We start from the raw sequence: 17894 nt of genomic DNA, 5'->3' as shown, positions 1-17894 counted from the left end.
TGACAAAGGAGTTCAGAAGTCAGCGGCTGACATGCGCTCCCGGCCCGCGCGGGCGCGCGGGTAGGGTGAGCGGACCCCACCACCCAGGAAGAGCGGGCCCCGGCAGGAATGAGGACGGTCGTGACCAGGCCCGGCTTGCGCGAGCGCAAGAAGCAGCGCACCCGCGACGCGCTGCTGCGCGCCGCGCTCGAACTGTTCACCACCAAGGGGTACGAGGAGACGACCGTCGACGAGATCGTCGAGGCCGTCGACGTCTCCCAGCGCACGTTCTTCCGGCACTTCGCGGGCAAGCAGGAGGCCGCCTTCGCCGTCCCGGAGATGGTGGAGCGGCGCTTCCTCCAGGAGCTGGGCGAACGGCCCGCCCACGAGGCGCCGTTCGCCGCGCTGCGCGGCGCCGTGCTCGACTCCTGGGACGCGATGGGCGAGGCCATCGCGGAGGTCGTCCCGGTCGAACTCCACATGCGGGCCTACCAGATGATCGAGTCGACGCCCTCGCTGCTCGCCGCCCATCTGCGCCGCTCCATCGAGATCGAGGAGCGGATCGTGGACATCCTCGCCGCCCGGGAGGGCCTGGACCCCGACGACCCGCGCCCGCGCGTGGCGATCGCCGCGTTCGGCGGGGTGATGCGCGCGGCGGGGCGGCTGTGGGCCACGGGCGAGGACATCAGCGTCGCCTCGATGCGCGCGACCACGGAGGCGTACCTCAACCACCTGGGCCCGGCGCTCGCGGAGGACTGGCACCGCGCCTGAGGTCCCGCGGCACGCGCCACCGCCCCCACGGGGCGCGCCCCTACCTCTCCGTAGAGTGACGGTTGCGCGGGCACAGTTGTCGCGCGCCCCCCGTGCGCCACGTACGCAACTCCCCCACACAGGGTGACGGGAGGACACGAAAAGTGTCTCGTTTGCCACAATTACCCTGTTGGAAACGTGATCTGCCTCACCCCGTGCGCGGGAGGGTTCGCGCTTCTCCTAGGGTGTCCCGCAGTGACTTCCTTCGACTCATCCCCCCAACTCGGCGTCTGGCGCGCGCTGCTCGCGCTCACCGTGGTGTTCGTCATGCTGGCGACCACCGGCTGGACGGCGGTACGCCAGCACAGAGGCGCCGCGTCGCCGCTCGAAGCCTCGCTCGCCGCCTGGGAGCGGGGGCACGTCGACGGGCGGCCGCTGCCCGACCCCGACTCCCCCGCGCACCGGCTCGCACGGTTCTTCGCCTCGCTGACGGCGCCGCAGCGCGACCAGCTCGCCGCGCGCTACCCGCTGGCGGTCGGCAACATGAACGGCGCCCCCGTGCACCTGCGTTACCGCGCCAACCGCATCGCCCTGGCGCAGGCCCGCAGGATCGAGCAGCGCCGCACGCACGACGACCGCCTGTCCCCCGTGGGGAAGCAGGAGGCCGAGCGCAGGATGAAGCGGTTCGGGGTGATGATGCGGCCCGAACGGCAGGTCCTCGCGTTCGACCCGATGGGGTCCGGGCGCATGGCCGAGGTCTTCGGCGACCTCGACCGGGCCTCGCGGGTGTCGGTCGTCGTACCCGGAGTCGACACGAACGTCCTCACCTTCGAGCGGACGCAGCGCAAGTACGCGGCGCCCGTGGGCATGGCCCGCTCCCTCTACCGCGCCGAGCGCGCGGCGGCCCCCCGCACCCGCACCGCCGTGATCGCCTGGGCCGACTACACCTCGCCCGTCGGCATCGGCGTGGACGCGGCCACCGCCATGCGCGCGGGCGACGGCGCGGTCCGCCTGAACGCCCTGGTGCGCGCCCTGCCCGGGCAGACGGGCGTGGCGCTGTACTGCCACAGCTACGGCTCGGTGGTGTGCGGGGTCGCCGCCCACCGCCTGCCGCCCCGGGTCACGGACATCGCGGTCGCGGGCAGCCCCGGGATGCGCGCCGACGACGTGTCCGGGCTCGGCACCCGCGCGCGGGTCTGGGCCGCGCGGGACAGCGACGACTGGATCCAGGATGTGCCCTACATGGAAGTGGGCGGGATCGGCCACGGCGCCGACCCGGTCTCGGCGGGCTTCGGCGCCCGCGTGGTGTCCACCGCCGGGGCACGCGGACACACCGGCTACTTCGAGCCGGGCACGGAGAGCCTCAGCAACTTCGCCGACATCGGCGTCGGCGCCTACCAGTCGGTGCGCTGCGCTGACGGGAAGGCCGCCTGCCGGGACGGCGCACCCACCACGACAGCGGCCTGACGCGCGTAGAAATCGACGAAACAGCGGCCCGCCGCAGGAGAGACGGAGACGCGCGTGCCGCATACGATGAGCCGCATGGGTGATGTACTGGCCGGATTTCACGCCGCCTGGGAGTTCGAGTCCGACTCCGTGCTCATCCGCTTCGAACGGGGGATCCGCACGCCGAAGCTGTTCCAGGCTCTCGGCGAGCGCCGCATCCCCCATGAGGCGATCGCGGGGGTCACTCAGTCACCGGGCAAACGGGGGACAACGGTTCTGCAACTGGTGCCGAGACCGGGCGCCGACCCGCTGATGGAGGCCGCGGCGGGTCAGCTCAAGGACGGCTCCGATCCCTACCGTCTGGTCCTGTCCGGCGAGCGCGAGACGCTCGCCGAGTACTACGCGGACGAGCTGCGCGCCGTGCTGCCCGCGGACGCCGAGGAGCCCGCCGACCGCTATCTGGTGGCCGCGCCCGAGGCGCCGCTCCAGTTCAAGGCGTACGACGGGAAGGCGTCCTTCGACGGCAAGTCGGTGGCGTTCCGCTGGTTCTGGACGGGCGCGTCGTCGGCCAAGTGGAAGGCCGGTGACCAGAGCTTCCTGGTCACCGACCTGAGCGGGGTCGAGTGGCGCTCGCCGGAGGTCTTCGAGGGGCATCTGCGGCTGCTGCGGCGCGAGACGGCGGTGGCGCAGCCCGCGCAGGCCGACCAGGATCCGGCGGCCGTCGTCTTCGGCCTTGGGTACGGACCCGTACACGAGTCACTGCCGTTCGCCGCGGCCGTACTGGCGGCGGTGCGGGCCTCGGGGCCCGCGGCCTCGGGGGTGGCGGTGGCCGCCGCGCCCGCCGTGCGGCGGGACCCGGCCGACATCGCCGAGCGGATTCGGCACCTGGGCGAGCTGCACCAGGCGGGGCTGCTCACGGACGATGAGTTCACGTCCAAGAAGGCGGAGCTGCTCGCCGAGCTGTGACGTGCGGGGCAGGGTGGCGCCCCCAGGGGGGCGCAGCCCGGCGTTGCGGGGTCCGCCCACACGGACTCCAGGTAGCTAGTCGCGGCCCGCTGATGTCAACGTCATGTCCGCGTAACGGTCGCCCGCCACCCGGTCGGCCAGGGGGTCCAGGAGGGCCAGGTCGTCGGGGGTCAGAGTGATGCGGGTGGCGGCGGTGTTCTCCTCCACCCGGGTGCGCCTGCGGGTGCCGGGGATGGGGAGGACGGGCAGGCCGTGGACGGCGGCCCGCTGGTGGACCCAGGCCAGGGCGATCTGACCGGTGGTCGCGCCGTGCGCGGCGGCGACCGTGCGCAGCGGCTCCAGGAGCGCGGCGTTGGCGACCGCGTTGGCCCCCGTGTAGCGGGGCTGCTGCTGGCGGAAGTCGTCCTCGCCGAGTTCCTTGTCGGCGCTGACGAACGCCCCGCTGAGGAAGCCGCGGCCGAGCGGCGAGTACGCCACCAGCGCCACGCCCAGCTCCGCCGCGGCCGGTACCACGCCCTGCTCGATGTCCCGGCTGAACAGCGACCACTCCGACTGGAGCGCCGCGATGGGGTGCACGGCGTGCGCGGCCCGCAGCTCGCCGCCGCTGACCTCGCTCAGGCCGAGCCGCCGCACCTTGCCCGCGGCGACCAGCTCCGCCATCACGCCGACCGTCTCCTCGATCGGCACGGACCGGTCGCGGCGGTGCATGTAGTAGAGGTCGATCGTGTCCACGCCGAGGCGGCGCAGACTGGCGTCGACGCAGGCGCGGATGTAGTCCGGGTCGTTGCGGACGATGCGCTTCTTCGGGTCGTCCGGGTCGAAGGACAGGGCGAACTTGGTCGCGATGACGACCTCGTCGCGGTGGGCCTTGAGGAAGGGCGCGAGGAACCGCTCGTTCTCGCCCTCGCCGTACGCGTCGGCCGTGTCGTAGAGCGTGACGCCGAGGTCGAGGGCGCGCTCCAGGGTGGCCCGCGCCTCGTCGGCGTCCGTCGGTCCGTACGCGAAGCTCATGCCCATGCAGCCGAGGCCCTGTACGCCGACCTCGGGGCCGTCGGCGCCGAGCCGCGCGGTCGGGATCCTCGCGTCCGGTGCCGTGGGCGGGGTGTCCGGTGCCGTGGGCGGGGTGTCCGGTGCCGTGGGCGGGGTGTCCGGTGCCATGGGTGATCAGTGCCTCTCCGACGCCCGTGCGGCGTCAGCGTAGAAGTCGATCTTGTGGTCGAGGACGGCGAGGGTGCCCTGGAGCTCCGCTATGCGGGCGGCGACGTCGCGCCGCGTGCGCTCCAGGAGCGCCTGCCGCTCGGCGAAGGTGTCCTCGCCCGCGCGCACCAGCTCCGCGTAGCTCACCATGTCCGCGACGGACATGCCGGTCAGGCGGAGCTTGCCGACGAACCTGAGCCAGTCCAGGTCGCGGTTGCGGTAGCGGCGCTGGCCGGTGTGGGAGCGGTCGATGTGCGGCATCAGGCCGATCCGCTCGTACCAGCGCAGGGTGTGGGCGGTCAGCCCGGTGACCTCGGCGACCTCACTGATCGTGTAGTGGTCCTGGCCGTCCGGCCGCGGGTGCGGGTCCGGAGGCCGGGTGCAGAGGTCAAGGCCGGAACCCGTACCGGTGGGCGTGGGAGTGGTCTCCATCACCGTCATGCCCCCACGCTAGAACGTTGGAGTCCACTCGAAGCAAGGCCCCACGGGCCGCCGGGAAAACGGGGCGACGGCGCGACCCGGCGCTGACTACGGTGCGGCCCATGAGTCTCGTACGCCGCGCCACCCCCGACGACACCGGCGAACTGCTCCGGCTGCGCCAGGTCATGCTCGACTCCGTCTTCAGCCTCGACCCGGCCACGCGCTCCGCCACCGACTGGCAGGCCGCCTCCGCCCGCACGCTCCGCCCCCGACTCGCCGACCCCGAAGGGGACTTCGCGGCCTTCGTGGTCGACCACCCGCAGCGGCCCGGCGCGCTCGCGGCCACCGCCGTGGGCACCCTGGAGTACCGGATCGGCCGCGCGGGCAACCCGCACGGCGTCGCGGGCTACGTCTTCAGCGTCGCCACCGACCCCAGCGCGCGCCGCCGGGGCTACGCGCGCGCCTGCACCCAGGCGCTGCTCGACTGGTTCCGGGAGCGCGGCGCCCGCTCCGTGGACCTCACCGCGTCGCCGGACGCCGAGCCGCTCTACGCCTCGCTCGGCTTCCAGCGCAAGCCCGACCCCTACATGCAGCTGAAACTGTAGGGCGCTTACGCTCGTACGCATGCAGAGCCTGGCGTTGATCGAGAACTGGCCGGTCCCCACCGCTGCCGCCGCCGTCGTCCGCGCGGACGGCACCGTCGCCGGGACGCGCGGCCCCACCGGCCACCGCTTCGCGCTCGCCTCAGTGACCAAGCTGCTCGCGGCGTACGCGGCGCTCGTCGCGTACGAGGAGGGGGCGATCGAGCTGGACGAGCCCGCGGGGCCCGAGGGGTCGACCGTGCGGCACCTGCTCGCGCACACCAGCGGGCTCGCCTTCGACGAGCACCAGGTGGTGGCCGCGCCCGGGACCCGGCGGCTGTACTCCAACGCCGGGTTCGAGGTGCTCGGCGACCACATCGCCAAGGCCACGGACATCCCCTTCGGGGAGTATCTGCGGCAGGCGGTGCTGGTGCCGCTCGGGATGTCCGCCACCGAGCTGGCGGGGGTGGCTCGCCCGCCAAGGACGGGGTGTCCACCGTGGACGACCTGGTGCGGTTCGCCGCCGAGGTGCAGGCGCCGCGGCTGCTCGATCCGCGGACCGTCGCCATGGCCATGTCCGTGGTCTACCCCGGGCTCAAGGGGGTGCTTCCCGGGTACGGGCACCAGAACCCCAATGACTGGGGGCTCGGGTTCGAGATCCGGGACGGGAAGTCGCCGCACTGGACCGGGGGCTCGTCCTCGCCCCGGACCTTCGGGCACTTCGGGCAGGCCGGGACGTTTCTGTGGGTGGATCCCGATGCCGGGGTCGCGTGCGTTGCCTTGACCGACCGGGCGTTCGGGCCGTGGGCGGTTGAGGTGTGGCCGGTGTTCACGGACGCGGTGCTGGCTGAGGTCTGAGCGCGTCTGCGGGCTGTGGCGGGTGGGGGGTTACCCGGCAGCGGGGGCCCGCCCGTGTGCCCACCCGTTCCGCCCTCCGGGCGGACCAGCTGCCCACACGGGCTACCGGCGAGACCGCGCGCCCACACGGGCTACCGGCGAGACCGCGTGCCCGCACGGGCTACCGGCGAGACCGCGTGCCCGCGCGGGCTACCGGCGGCTGCGTGGGTTACGTCATCTCCCACAGCAGTAGTTCCGCCGGGCCCGCGTAGGGGATCGCGTCCAAGGTGGGCTCGTTGGTGATCCTCGCCGAGTCCCCGGGCCCAAGTCCTCCTCCCCCAGGGCCACTTCGCCCCGTACGACGTGGAGGTAGACGTACGGGGCCGGGGGGATCGCCGTGCGTTCGCCCGGAGCGAGGCGGCGGACGTGGAGGAGGGCGGCGGACGCGGGGAGCGCGTACGGGGTGGAGTCGGCGATTCCCGGGACCGTCGTGTAGCGGGGGTCGCCGCCCGGCTCGCGGGGGGCCAGCCACATCTGGAGGAAGGTCAGCGGGGCGGGGCCCGCGTTGCGCTCCACGTGGCGGACGCCCGCGCCCGCGCTGAGGTGCTGGACGTCGCCGGGGCGGACCACCGACTCGTTGCCCTCGGAGTCGCGGTGGGTCAGCTCGCCCTCGACCACCCACGTGACGATCTCGGTGTGGCTGTGCGGGTGCTCCTCGAAGCCCGCGCCGGGCGCGAGGCGCTCCTCGTTGCAGGCGAGCAGCGCGCCGAAGCGGAGGTTGTCGGGCTCGTAGTACGGCCCGAACGAGAACGCGTGGTAGGAGTCGATCCCCGCACCGGGGTCGCCGCCGGGGTACCGCTCGCCGGAGCGCCGCACATCAATCACGCCCCCCACGTTAGACCCGGCCCCGCACGCCGCCGTCCCCATAAGGCAGTCTTGTCCCCGTGCCCGAACCCTCAGCGAACGAAGCCCCCCAGCAGGACGCGGACGCCGGATCCGGTCGCCGCGGCCGCGCCCACGCGCACGCCGCGACCCTGAAGCGGCTGGAGAAGTCGTCCGGCAGCCTCGCGGCGCAGGCCATCGCGCGCATGGACGAGACGCTGTCCTGGTACCGGGCGATGCCACCGGAGAACCGCTCCTGGATCGGCCTGGTCGCCCAGGCCGGTATCGCCGCGTTCACCGAGTGGTTCCGGCACCCCGACGCGCCCCAGGCGATCTCGACGGACGTCTTCGGGACCGCGCCGCGCGAGCTGACCCGGGCGATCACGCTGCGGCAGACCGTGGAGATGGTGCGCACCACCATCGAGGTCATGGAGTCCGCCATCGACGAGGTGGCGGCGCCCGGCGACGAGGGCGTGCTGCGCGAGGCGCTGCTCGTGTACGCCCGCGAGATCGCCTTCGCCACCGCGCAGGTCTACGCCCAGGCCGCCGAGGCACGCGGTGCCTGGGACGCGCGCCTGGAGTCGCTGGTGGTGAACGCGGTGCTCTCCGGGGAGGCCGATGAGGGGGCCGTCTCCCGCGCCGCGGCGCTCGGCTGGAACTCGCCGGAGCATGTGTGCGTGGTGCTCGGCACCGCGCCCGACGGGGACAGCGAGCTGACCGTGGAGGCCATCCGCCGGGCCGCCCGGCACGCGAAGCTCCAGGTCCTCACGGGGGTGCTCGGCTCGCGCCTGGTCGTCATCGCGGGCGGCAGGAACGACCCGCTCGCCGTGGCCAAGGCCCTGATCGGGCCGTACGCGGCGGGCCCGGTGGTGGCCGGTCCGATCGTGCCCGACCTGCTGGCCGCGACCCGCTCCGCGCAGGCCGCCGCCGCAGGCCTGAAGGCGTGCGGCGCCTGGCAGGACGCGCCCCGTCCGGTGCTCGCCGACGACCTGCTGCCCGAGCGGGCGATCGCGGGCGACCCGGCCGCTCGTGAACAGTTGGTGGAGGAGATCTACAGACCGCTGGAGGAAGCGGGCTCGGCGCTCCTGGAGACCCTGAGTGTCTACCTGGAGCAGGCGAGCAGCCTGGAGGGCGCCGCCCGGATGCTCTTCGTGCACCCCAACACCGTGCGCTACCGGCTTCGACGTGTGACTGACGTCACCGGTTGGTCACCTTCCGATGTACGCTCCGCCTTCACCCTGCGCATCGCGCTGATCCTGGGGCGCCTCGCGGACGGTGATCCCCAGGCCTGAGCCTTTGTCGGGGCCCTACAATTCCCTTAGCGGTTCTTCGTCCCTGTCCCCACGGGCGGTTCGTACTGTCCACAAGAGAGAGTGTGAGAGTGCTCGTACTCGTCGCTCCCGGCCAAGGCGCTCAGACGCCCGGCTTCCTGACCCCCTGGCTCGACCTCCCCGGCGCCGCGGACCGCCTCGCCGCCTGGTCGGACGCCATTGGGCTCGACCTCGTCCACTACGGCACGCAGGCGGACGCGGACGCGATCCGTGACACCGCCGTGGCGCAGCCGCTGCTCGTGGCGGCCGGACTGCTGTCCTCCGCGGCACTCGGTGACATCGCGCCGGGCGCCGTCGCCGGGCACAGCGTCGGCGAGATCACGGCCGCCGCGTACGCCGGTGTCCTCTCGGAGGACGCCGCGCTCGGGTTCGTCCGCAAGCGCGGCCTCGCCATGGCCGACGCCGCCGCCGTCACGCAGACGGGCATGGCGGCGCTGCTGGGCGGCGACCCCGAGGTCACCCTGCCGCACCTGGAGAAGCTGGGCCTGACCCCGGCGAACGTGAACGGCGCGGGCCAGATCGTGGCCGCGGGCACCGCCGAGCAGCTGGCCGCGCTCGCCGAGGACAAGCCGGAGGGCGTCCGCAAGGTCGTGCCCCTGAAGGTGGCGGGCGCGTTCCACACGCACCACATGGCGCCCGCGGTCGCGGCCCTCGAGGAGGCCGCCCAGGGCCTCTCCCCGCCGACCCGCGCCTGACGTACGTGTCGAACCGCGACGGCAAGGCCGTCACCAGCGGCGCCGAGGTCGTGACGCGCCTGGTCGGCCAGGTCGCCAACCCGGTCCGCTGGGACCTGTGCATGGACACCTTCCAGGAGCTGGGTGTCACCGCGCTGATCGAGGTGTGCCCCGGCGGCACCCTGACCGGCCTGGCCAAGCGCGCCCTGAAGGGCGTCAGGACCCTCGCCGTGAAGACGCCGGACGACCTCGACGCCGCGCGTGAGCTGGCCGCCGAGACCGCCGCCTCCGCCGCCGACGCGGCGGGTGCCTGAGAAGGAGCCTGGACCATGGCGAAGATCAAGCCCAGTCAGGGCGCCCCGTACGCGCGCATCATGGGCGTCGGCGGCTACCGCCCGACCCGCGTGGTGCCCAACGACGTGATCCTGGAGCGGATCGACTCCTCCGACGAGTGGATCCGCTCCCGCTCCGGCATCGCGACCCGCCACTGGGCCTCGCCCGAGGAGACCGTGGCGGCGATGTCCGTGGCGGCCGCCGGGAAGGCGATCGCCGACGCGGGCATCCAGCCCGAGCAGATCGGCGCGGTGATCGTGTCCACCGTGTCGCACTTCAAGCAGACCCCGGCCATCGCCACGGAGATCGCGGACAAGCTCGGCGCGGGCAGGCCCGCCGCGTTCGACATCTCCGCGGGCTGCGCGGGCTTCGGCTACGGCCTCACCCTCGCCAAGGGCATGGTCACGGACGGCTCCGCCGAGTACGCCCTGGTCATCGGCGTGGAGCGGCTCAGCGACCTGACCGACCTGGAGGACCGCAAGACGGCCTTCCTGTTCGGTGACGGCGCGGGCGCGGCCGTCGTGGGCCCCGCCAAGGAGCCCGCGATCGGCCCGACGGTGTGGGGCTCGGAGGGCGACAAGGCCGAGACCATCAAGCAGACGATGGGCTGGGACGAGTACCACGCCACCGAGCCCTCGCGGCTGCCCGTCGACTCCAAGGGCGAGGTCAAGTTCCCCGCGATCACGCAGGAAGGCCAGGCGGTGTTCCGCTGGGCCGTGTTCGAGATGGCGAAGGTCGCCCAGCAGGCGCTGGACGCGGCCGGGATCACCGCGGACGACCTGGACGTCTTCATCCCGCACCAGGCCAACGAGCGGATCATCGACTCGATGGTGAAGACTCTCAAACTGCCGGAGCACGTCACGGTCGCCCGCGACGTGCGCACCACCGGCAACACCTCGGCCGCCTCGATTCCGCTCGCGATGGAGCGGCTTCTGGCGACCGGTGAGGCGAAGAGCGGCGACACCGCCCTCGTCATCGGCTTCGGGGCGGGTCTCGTGTACGCCGCCACGGTCGTTACCCTCCCCTAGGCACCCGCTCGCGGATCTTCGGATCCGTGTGGTTGCCGTCACACCATCTGGATACATACGAAGGAGCGCCTCATGGCCGCCACTGAGAAGGAGATCGTCGACGGTCTCGCGGAGATCGTCAACGAGATCGCCGGGATCCCGGTCGAGGACGTCCAGCTGGACAAGTCCTTCACCGACGACCTGGACGTCGACTCGCTGTCCATGGTCGAGGTCGTCGTCGCCGCCGAGGAGCGCTTCGACGTGAAGATCCCCGACGACGACGTCAAGAACCTGAAGACGGTCGGCGACGCGACCAAGTACATCCTCGACCACCAGGCCTGAGCCTGGCGGCCAGCAGGCTCTTGCCAGCCGCCACCCGGCGGTGGCGCCGCCGCATCCGCATCTGAACCAAACGTGGAGAGAGAAATCCAGTGAACTCGACCAATCGCACCGTGGTCGTCACCGGTATCGGCGCAACCACACCGCTGGGTGGCGACGCAGCCTCGACCTGGGAGGGCCTGGTTTCCGGGCGCTCCGGCATCCGGCTGCTCGAAGAGGAGTGGGCGGCCGACCTGCCGGTCCGCATCGCGGGCCGCATCGCCGTCGAGCCGACCGAGACCATTCCGCGCCCCCAGGCCCGCAAGCTCGACCGCTCGGCGCAGTTCGCGCTGGTCGCGGCCGACGAGGCCTGGAAGGACGCGGGCTTCACCGCCAAGGCGGGCGAGGACACCTCCGTCGACCCCGACCGCCTCGGCACCGTCATCGCCTCCGGCATCGGCGGCGTGACGACCCTGCTCGACCAGTACGACGTGCTGCGCGAGAAGGGCGTGCGCCGGGTCTCGCCGCACACCGTGCCGATGCTGATGCCGAACTCGCCCGCGGCGAACGTCGGCATCACCCTGAACGCCCGCGCGGGCGTGCACACCCCCGTCTCGGCCTGCGCCTCGGGCGCGGAGGCCATCGGCTACGCGATCGAGATGATCCGCACCGGCCGGGCCGACGTGGTCGTCGCGGGCGGCACGGAGGCCTCCATCCACCCGCTGCCGATCGCCGCGTTCGGCAACATGATGGCGATGTCCAAGAACAACGACGACCCGCAGGGCGCCTCCCGCCCCTGGGACGTCGACCGCAACGGCTTCGTGCTCGGCGAGGGCGCGGGCGTGATCGTCCTGGAGTCCGCCGACCACGCCAGGGCCCGCGGCGCGCGGATCTACGCCGAGGCCGTCGGCCAGGGCATCTCCGCCGACGCCCACCACATCACGCAGCCCGAGCCCTCCGGCAACGGCATCGCGCGCGCCCTGCTCAACCTGGTCGAGAACAACGACTTGAAGCCGTCCGAGGTCGCGCACATCAACGCGCACGCCACCTCGACGCCGCAGGGCGACATCGGTGAGATCAAGGCGCTGCGCCAGGCCTTCGGCGACGACGTGGACCACATGGCGATCGCCTCCACCAAGTCGATGACCGGTCATCTGCTCGGTGGCGCGGGCGGCGTCGAGACCGTCGCGACGGTCCTCGCGCTGCACCACCGCACGGCCCCGCCGACCATCAACGTCGAGAACCTCGACCCCGAGGTCGACGCGGACATCGTCCGCGGCGAGGCCCGCCCGCTGCCCGAGGGCACGATCGCGGCCCTGAACGACTCGTTCGGCTTCGGCGGCCACAACGTGGTGCTCGCCTTCCGCACGGTCTGACACCCGGTACGTACGCGAAGGGCCCCCACCGCTCGGTGGGGGCCCTTCGCGTACGTACGGGTGGTGACGTGCCGTCAGACGACCTGGTGGAGCCAGCGGACCGGGGCGCCCTCGCCCGCGTACCGGAACGGTTCCAGCTCGTCGTCCCAGGGCTTGCCGAGCAGGCCCGCGACCTCGGCCTCCAGGTCGCTCTCGCCGCGCTGCGAGCGGGCGAGGGCGGCGCGCAGCCGGTCCTCGGGGATCAGGATGTCGCCGTGGATGCCGGTGACGGCGTGGAAGATGCCGAGGTCGGGCGTGGCGCTGTACCGCTCGCCCTCGGCGGCGGCGGAGGGCTCCGCCGTGACCTCGAAGCGCAGGAGCTGCCAGCCGCGCAGCGCGGAGGCCAGCTTGGACGCCGTGCCCGCCGCGCCCTGCCAGGAGAACTCGGATCTCCAGGTGCCGGGCGCCGCGGGCTGCCTGATCCAGTCGAGGCTGACGCGTGCGCCGAGGACGCCCGCGACGGCCCACTCGACGTGCGGGCACAGCGCGCGCGGTGCGGAGTGCACGTACAGAACTCCACGTGTCGTCACCGGGACCTCCAGTGTGGGACGAGGTACGCCTCGCGTCAGCGGCCTCGCGCCCGTGCCGAGCGGTATTCCAGCTATCCCTGCAAAAGCGAGGAAAGTCAAGGAAAGTCTAAAAAGGGGACAGATGTGACGTGATGTAATTTAGCGGAACCGAGGAGAAACGGGTGCCACTGGGTGGCGAGGCTACCGTGCGGCGAGGCAAGGAGTGTGACGTACCGTCGGTCCTCATGCCGGGAAACACGGAGGTTTCACTCGCTGGGAGGCTCCGAGCCCCCCGGCTGGGTGTCCGGCTGGGTGTCCAACGACGCCACGGGGACATCTCAGCATGTGGGGCGACGCAACCTGAAGGGCCCGTACGACGTCACGTTGGACGACACAGGGGACAGAGGGGACGAGAATGCGGAAAACACGGCCGCGCGCGCGAGCCGCTGTCGCCGTCGCGACAGCGGCTCTCACCGGTCTCGCCACGCTCACCGCGTGCGACGCCTCCGGTGACGACTCCTCCGGGCCGAACGGGCCGTCCGCACAGGACCGGCCCGCGCCCTCACCGACCCGCGTGTGGGACCCGAGCCCCCGCTCCCTGGCCGCCGTCGGCGACTCCATCACGCGCGGCTTCGACGCCTGCTCGGTGCTCTCCGACTGCCCGGAGGTGTCCTGGTCGACGGGGACCGACGGCGGGGTGCGCAGCCTGGCGCTGCGGCTGCTCGGCAAGCAGCGCGCCGAGACGCACAGCTGGAACTACGCCAAGACCGGCGCCCGCATGGCCGACGTGCCCGCGCAGATGGCCCGCGCGGCGGCCCAGGACCCCGACCTGGTGACCGTGCTCGCCGGGGCCAACGACGCCTGCCGCGCCTCCGCCGACGCCATGACCCCCGTCGCCGACTTCCGCGCCGACTTCGAGGAGTCCCTGCGGACGCTGCGCCGGGCGCGGCCCAAGGCGCAGGTGTACGTGGCGAGCGTGCCGGACCTCAAGCGGCTGTGGTCCACGGGCCGCACCAACGCGCTGGGCAAGCAGGTGTGGAAGCTCGGCATCTGCAAGTCGATGCTCGCCGACGCGGACTCGATGACCGCCACGGACGTGCGGCGCAGGGAGACCGTGCGGCAGCGCGTCGTCGCGTACAACAAGGTCCTGAAGGACGTGTGCGCCAAGGACCTGCGGTGCCGGTACGACGACGGGGCGGTGTTCGGCTACCGCTTCGGCACCGGGCAGTTGAGCCACTGGGACTGGTTCCACCCGAACAAGGACGGGCAGGCGCGGCTCGCGGAGATGGCGTACCGGGGCGTGACCGCCCGCCGCGGCTGAGGTACGCGGCAGCGCTGTCCGCCCGGACCGGGCGGCGGGCGGCTCAGGCGCGGTACGCCTCGGCGTGTGCCCTCGCCCACTCCGTGAAGGGGCGGGCGGGGCGGCCGGTGACGCGCTCGACGGTGTCGATGACCGTGCGGCCCTCCGGCGGGGTGTTCTGGTAGACGTCCAGGAGCCAGGCGATGGTGTCCTCGTCGTGGCCCTCGGCGCGCATCGCCGCGGCGGCCTCCTCCTCGGTCAGCTCCACGAGCGCGATGTCCTTGCCGCGGGCCTCGGCCAGGGCGGTGACCTTGTCCTGGACGGTGAGCGCCTGCGGCCCGGTGATCAGGTACGCCTGGCCCGCGTGCCCCTCCTCGGTGAGCGCGACCGCGGCGACCGCGCCGATGTCGCCCTCGTGGACCATGGCGCTGAGCCGGTCCGTGAACGGCGCCCGCACGGTGTCCTCGGTCCGGACGGACTCCGCCCACTCCAGGGCGTTGGCCATGAACTCGACCGGTATCAGGACCGTCCAGTCCAGGTCGCTCGCGCGGACCGCGTCCTCCAGCGGCGTGGGCCCGCCGCCGTTGAGGACGGTGACGCGGCGCACGCCCGCCGCGCGGGCCAGGCGGACGATCTCGGGCCCCGTCTGAAGCGGCTGGAACGCCGCCCCGCTGAACGTGATCAGGTGCAGGCCGGTGACGCCGTCCAGGGCGGGCGCGAGGCTCGCGGGGTCGGTGAGGTCGCCGCGCACGGCCTCGGCGCCCGCCGGGAGGTCCGCCGTGGCGGGGTCGCGGGTCAGCGCGCGGACGGCGTGGCCGCGCTCCAGGAGTTCGCGGACGACCTCGCGGCCGACGGTTCCGGTGGCTCCGGTCACGAGGTGGGTGTGCTGTGTGTGCGTCATGGGTGCGACGGTACGAGGGCTCGCGGACAGGTTGTGTCCGCGAGCCCCCGGGGGTGTCAGCGGACGGCCGCGACCACCTCGACCTCGATCCGCGCCTCCGGCCGGAACAGGCGCGGGACGGCGACGGTGGTGCTGGTGGGCGGGGTGCCGGTGAGGTGGGCGCGGCGGACGGCCGCGTAGCCGGGCAGGTCGTCCATGTCGGTGAGGAACGTACGGATGTTGATGATGTCGTCGAGCGTCGCGCCGTGCGCGCCGAGCAGCGCGGTGAGCGTGGCGAAGACGTCCTCGCTCTGCTCGGTGATGTCCGCGCCCGCGCCGATCTGCCCGGACAGGTACAACAGGGCGCCTCCGCCGTCGAGTTCGACGCGGGCGACCTGCGAGTAGGGGCCGAGCGGCTGGGGCGCGGCGGGCGGGTTGGAGAGGGAGACGGTCAGGGGCATGTCGGTACGGCTCCTGTCGAGAGGACGGGGATTCAAGCCCGCCCGGCGTTTGAGGGCGAGGCGCGGAGCGCCAACGAAGGGGAAAGGGGCGAAGCCCCTACGCAGGGCGGCGGTTGGGCGCCGGTCAGGCGGGGCGGGCGGCGGCGCGGAGGTGGGCGACGGCACGCGAGACGTCCTCGCAGGCGACACCCACGGCGTCCGCGGCGGCCCGGAGCTGCGCGGCCACCGCCGACACCACCGGCAGCGCCACGACCCCCGCGGCCAGCGCGGCGTCCTTGGCCGCGAGGCCGGTGGCGAAGTGCGCGCCCTGGGCGAAGGCGCGGGCCACGGCGCCGCCGAGCGGGCCCCGGGCCAGCGCGTCCCGTGCCGTCTCGGGGTCGAGGCCCAGCGCGTCGGCGAGGGCCAGGCACTCGGCGACGAGGGTCACGCCGCCGAGCACCGCGGTGTTGGCGACGAGCTTGAGCGCGGCGGCGGAGCCGAGGGGCCCGGTGCGGGTGACGGTCCCGAGGGGGGCGAGCACCCGCTCGACGCCGTCGGCGTCGCCGCCCACGAGGATGCCCAGCTCACCGGCGGCGGCCTTGTCGGTGCTGCCCAGGACGGGCGCGTCCACCAGCGTGGCCCCGCTCCCCGCGAGCCGCTCCCCCAGCTCCCGTACGACATCGGGTCCGACGGTCGACATCTCCACCCAGTACGCCCCGTCCCGCAGCACCGGCACGATCGCGTCGGCGACGGCGCGCGCCGCGTCGGGGTCGGCCAGCATCGTGAGGACGACGTCGGCGTCGCGCACCGCGTCCGCGGGTGACGGGGCGCCCCGGGCGCCCGCCTCGACGAGCGGCGCCATCTTCGCGGCGGTGCGGTTCCAGACCGTCAACGGGTGTCCCACGTCGAGGAGTTGACGTGCCATCAGGGAGCCCATGCGGCCGAGGCCGAGGAAGGCGATCCGTTCCGGGGGCTGTGCGTGCTGTGCCATGCGGACGACGCTAGGCGCGGGACTTCGATGCGACAAGCGAATGTCTAGCATGGGAGGCATGCCAAACACGCATATCGAAGAGGGCGCGCTCGCCGATCTGTCCACGTTCTGGCTGCGGGCCTTCCTGGAGGTGGCCCGCGACGGCTCGTTCACGGCGGCCGCGCAGCGGCTCTCGCTGACGCAGTCCGCGGTGTCGCGGCAGATCGCGTCCCTGGAGGCGGCGCTCGGCGGCGCGCCGCTCTTCGACCGGCTGCCGCGCGGGGTGCGGCTGACCGCGCACGGGCGGGCCGTGCTGCCGCACGCTCAGGCCGTGGCCGGGCAACTGGCGCGCCTGGGCCGCGAGTTGACGGAGCTGAACGATGTCTCGCGGGGCCTGCTGCGGTTCGGGGCGTTCGCCACGGCGGACGCGGCGCTCGTGCCGCGCGCCATCGCCGCGTTCCGGGCGCGGCACCCCGGGGTGACGCTGACCCGCGAGGAGGGCTTTAGCGGTCCGCTGCTCGCGCGGCTCGCGGAGGGCGAGATCGACCTGGCCGTGGTGTCGACGACGGGCGGCCCGCTCCCCCAGGACGACTGCGAGCTGCACCACCTGCTTGACGAGGCGCTGTACGTGGCGCTGCCCGCCGCCCACCCGCTGGCGGGCGCGCGGTCCCTGGCGCTCGCCCAACTCGCCGACGAGGACTGGATCTCCGGCAGCGCGGAGCCCGCGGGCACCCTGCTCGACGCGGCCCTGCGGGGCTCCTTCCGGCCCCGGGTCGCCCATGTCGTCGGCGAGTGGACGGCCAAGCAGGGGTACGTCGCCGCCGGGCTCGGCGTGACCCTGGTCCCGGCGCTGGCCGCGCAGGGGGTGCGGCGGGACATCGCGCTGGTCCCGGTGCGCGAGGAGGGCGCGCCCGCGCGGGCGGTGTACGCGGCGACGGCGCGGGGACGGTCAGCCGCGCCGAGCGTGGAGCCGTTCCTGGCGGCCCTGCGGGAGTCCGCCCGGCTGCTCGGGAGCTGAGGGCCGCGGCGGGCGGGCGGTGCGGCGGCGGTAGTAGGCGACGGTCACGGCGAGGAGCAGGGGCGCCCACAGCAGCAGCGGGGCGTAGCTGAGGACGAGGACGGCGTCCTGGGCGGGCGAGCCCATGCCGCCGGGGCCGGTGCCGGAGTCCAGGTCGGCGCCCACGTTCCGGAAGGCGTAGCCCCAGATCAGGGCGAGCGCCACCGCGCCGAGCGCGGCCGGGACCACGGCCGCGAGCGGGCGCACCCGGCGGCCGCCGATGAGCGGTATCCAGCGGGGCACCACCTCGCCCCACCCCCTGACCAGGCCGAGCGTCAGCAGGGCCAGGCCCTCGGAGACGACGCTGAGCAGCACGATGTACAGCGACTCGCCGAGGCCCGGCGCGTAGTCGGACACGGGCAGGCGCAGCACGAGCGCGATGCGCCACAGGCTCGACGGCAGCACGGTCCAGGGCACGGCGTGCGCGGCGAGCGCGGCCCATCGGGGCACGTCGGGCAGGGCGTTGACTCTCATCATGGGGTCCATGCTGGTGCGGGGCCCCTGGCCGGGGCGTCGGCTCCGATGGCGGTCCGCCTCCGCCGCTCGGGGGAGGCGGGGTGCGCCCCTGGGCGGACGGGGCGAGCGGGCGGGCGGCGCGGCCA

Annotated in this window: 17 protein-coding genes and 3 pseudogenes; 12 read left to right on the top strand and 8 right to left on the bottom strand. The window is 73.5% G+C overall.

Going from position 1 to position 17894, the window contains the following annotated elements:
- The first annotated feature begins 108 nt into the window (after positions 1-108).
- From ACOBQU_RS27260 to ACOBQU_RS27250, 3 genes are all read left to right on the top strand, one after another.
- Entirely contained in the window at positions 109-750 is a 642-nt protein-coding gene (locus tag ACOBQU_RS27260; RefSeq protein ID WP_423630439.1) for a TetR/AcrR family transcriptional regulator, read from the top strand.
- Between the two features lie 234 nt (positions 751-984).
- Entirely contained in the window at positions 985-2196 is a 1212-nt protein-coding gene (locus tag ACOBQU_RS27255) for an alpha/beta hydrolase (protein WP_423630438.1), read from the top strand.
- A 66-nt stretch (positions 2197-2262) separates the two neighbouring features.
- Positions 2263-3141 carry a DUF4429 domain-containing protein gene (locus tag ACOBQU_RS27250; protein WP_423634741.1) on the top strand — a complete coding sequence of 293 codons (879 nt, stop codon included), beginning with the start codon at positions 2263-2265 and terminating at the stop codon, positions 3139-3141.
- Between the two features lie 75 nt (positions 3142-3216).
- Here ACOBQU_RS27250 and ACOBQU_RS27245 read toward each other — a convergent pair whose 3' ends face one another.
- Positions 3217-4299 carry an aldo/keto reductase gene (locus ACOBQU_RS27245; protein WP_423630436.1) on the bottom strand — a complete coding sequence of 361 codons (1083 nt, stop codon included), beginning with the start codon at positions 4297-4299 and terminating at the stop codon, positions 3217-3219.
- 6 nt (positions 4300-4305) lie between these two features.
- Entirely contained in the window at positions 4306-4779 is a 474-nt protein-coding gene (locus tag ACOBQU_RS27240; protein ID WP_423630434.1) for a MerR family transcriptional regulator, read from the bottom strand.
- A gap of 101 nt (positions 4780-4880) precedes the next feature.
- On the opposite strand from ACOBQU_RS27240, the gene ACOBQU_RS27235 reads away from it, so the two are divergent.
- Together ACOBQU_RS27235 and ACOBQU_RS27230 are read left to right on the top strand one after the other, a co-directional pair.
- On the top strand, positions 4881-5363 hold the full coding sequence (locus ACOBQU_RS27235) for a GNAT family N-acetyltransferase (protein WP_423630432.1): 483 nt from the start codon (positions 4881-4883) through the stop codon (positions 5361-5363).
- 19 nt (positions 5364-5382) lie between these two features.
- Positions 5383-6197: pseudogene (locus ACOBQU_RS27230) on the top strand (serine hydrolase domain-containing protein).
- 208 nt (positions 6198-6405) lie between these two features.
- Here the strand turns inward: ACOBQU_RS27230 and ACOBQU_RS27225 are convergent.
- Positions 6406-7061 (bottom strand): annotated as a pseudogene (locus ACOBQU_RS27225) (pirin family protein).
- Between the two features lie 59 nt (positions 7062-7120).
- Here ACOBQU_RS27225 and ACOBQU_RS27220 point away from each other — a divergent pair.
- The 5 genes and pseudogenes from ACOBQU_RS27220 to fabF all read left to right on the top strand — a co-directional run bounded on the left by ACOBQU_RS27220 (position 7121) and on the right by fabF (position 12097).
- Complete coding sequence (locus tag ACOBQU_RS27220; RefSeq protein ID WP_423630430.1) at positions 7121-8350, top strand: PucR family transcriptional regulator; 1230 nt, start codon at positions 7121-7123, stop codon at positions 8348-8350.
- Between the two features lie 89 nt (positions 8351-8439).
- Positions 8440-9377: pseudogene (locus ACOBQU_RS27215) on the top strand (ACP S-malonyltransferase).
- 15 nt (positions 9378-9392) lie between these two features.
- Positions 9393-10424, top strand: coding sequence for a ketoacyl-ACP synthase III (locus tag ACOBQU_RS27210; protein ID WP_423630429.1), 1032 nt, complete (start codon positions 9393-9395; stop codon positions 10422-10424).
- Positions 10425-10496: 72 nt separating this feature from the next.
- Positions 10497-10745 (top strand): acyl carrier protein, encoded by a 249-nt coding sequence (locus tag ACOBQU_RS27205; RefSeq protein ID WP_423630427.1) that lies wholly within the window; start codon positions 10497-10499, stop codon positions 10743-10745.
- A gap of 89 nt (positions 10746-10834) precedes the next feature.
- A complete protein-coding gene (gene fabF / locus ACOBQU_RS27200) occupies positions 10835-12097 on the top strand; it encodes a beta-ketoacyl-ACP synthase II (RefSeq protein WP_423630425.1) in 1263 nt (420 codons plus the stop codon).
- 74 nt (positions 12098-12171) lie between these two features.
- Here fabF and ACOBQU_RS27195 read toward each other — a convergent pair whose 3' ends face one another.
- Positions 12172-12666, bottom strand: a complete 495-nt coding sequence (locus ACOBQU_RS27195) for a DUF3145 domain-containing protein (RefSeq protein WP_423630423.1) — start codon at positions 12664-12666, stop codon at positions 12172-12174.
- Positions 12667-13060: 394 nt separating this feature from the next.
- Here ACOBQU_RS27195 and ACOBQU_RS27190 point away from each other — a divergent pair, with 394 nt between their 5' ends.
- Entirely contained in the window at positions 13061-13966 is a 906-nt protein-coding gene (locus tag ACOBQU_RS27190) for an SGNH/GDSL hydrolase family protein (RefSeq protein WP_423630421.1), read from the top strand.
- Positions 13967-14009: 43 nt separating this feature from the next.
- On the opposite strand, the gene ACOBQU_RS27185 is transcribed toward ACOBQU_RS27190, so the two are convergent.
- The 3 genes from ACOBQU_RS27185 to ACOBQU_RS27175 all read right to left on the bottom strand — a co-directional run bounded on the left by ACOBQU_RS27185 (position 14010) and on the right by ACOBQU_RS27175 (position 16256).
- Positions 14010-14846 carry an SDR family oxidoreductase gene (locus ACOBQU_RS27185; protein WP_423630419.1) on the bottom strand — a complete coding sequence of 279 codons (837 nt, stop codon included), beginning with the start codon at positions 14844-14846 and terminating at the stop codon, positions 14010-14012.
- 56 nt (positions 14847-14902) lie between these two features.
- Complete coding sequence (locus ACOBQU_RS27180) at positions 14903-15286, bottom strand: RidA family protein (protein WP_423630417.1); 384 nt, start codon at positions 15284-15286, stop codon at positions 14903-14905.
- Positions 15287-15410: 124 nt separating this feature from the next.
- Positions 15411-16256: an NAD(P)-dependent oxidoreductase gene (locus ACOBQU_RS27175; protein WP_423630415.1), complete on the bottom strand. Its 846-nt coding sequence runs from the start codon at positions 16254-16256 to the stop codon at positions 15411-15413.
- Between the two features lie 49 nt (positions 16257-16305).
- Here ACOBQU_RS27175 and ACOBQU_RS27170 point away from each other — a divergent pair, with 49 nt between their 5' ends.
- Positions 16306-17253, top strand: coding sequence for a LysR family transcriptional regulator (locus ACOBQU_RS27170; RefSeq protein ID WP_423630413.1), 948 nt, complete (start codon positions 16306-16308; stop codon positions 17251-17253).
- Here the strand turns inward: ACOBQU_RS27170 and ACOBQU_RS27165 are convergent.
- Positions 17185-17769, bottom strand: a complete 585-nt coding sequence (locus ACOBQU_RS27165; RefSeq protein WP_423630411.1) for a hypothetical protein — start codon at positions 17767-17769, stop codon at positions 17185-17187. The genes ACOBQU_RS27170 and ACOBQU_RS27165 overlap by 69 nt on opposite strands.
- Positions 17770-17894: the final 125 nt, after the last annotated feature.

It is taken from the genome of Streptomyces sp. G45, from assembly GCF_049542095.1.
Taxonomy (GTDB): Bacteria; Actinomycetota; Actinomycetes; order Streptomycetales; family Streptomycetaceae; genus Streptomyces.
This window is presented reverse-complemented; position numbering and strand designations above follow the sequence as displayed.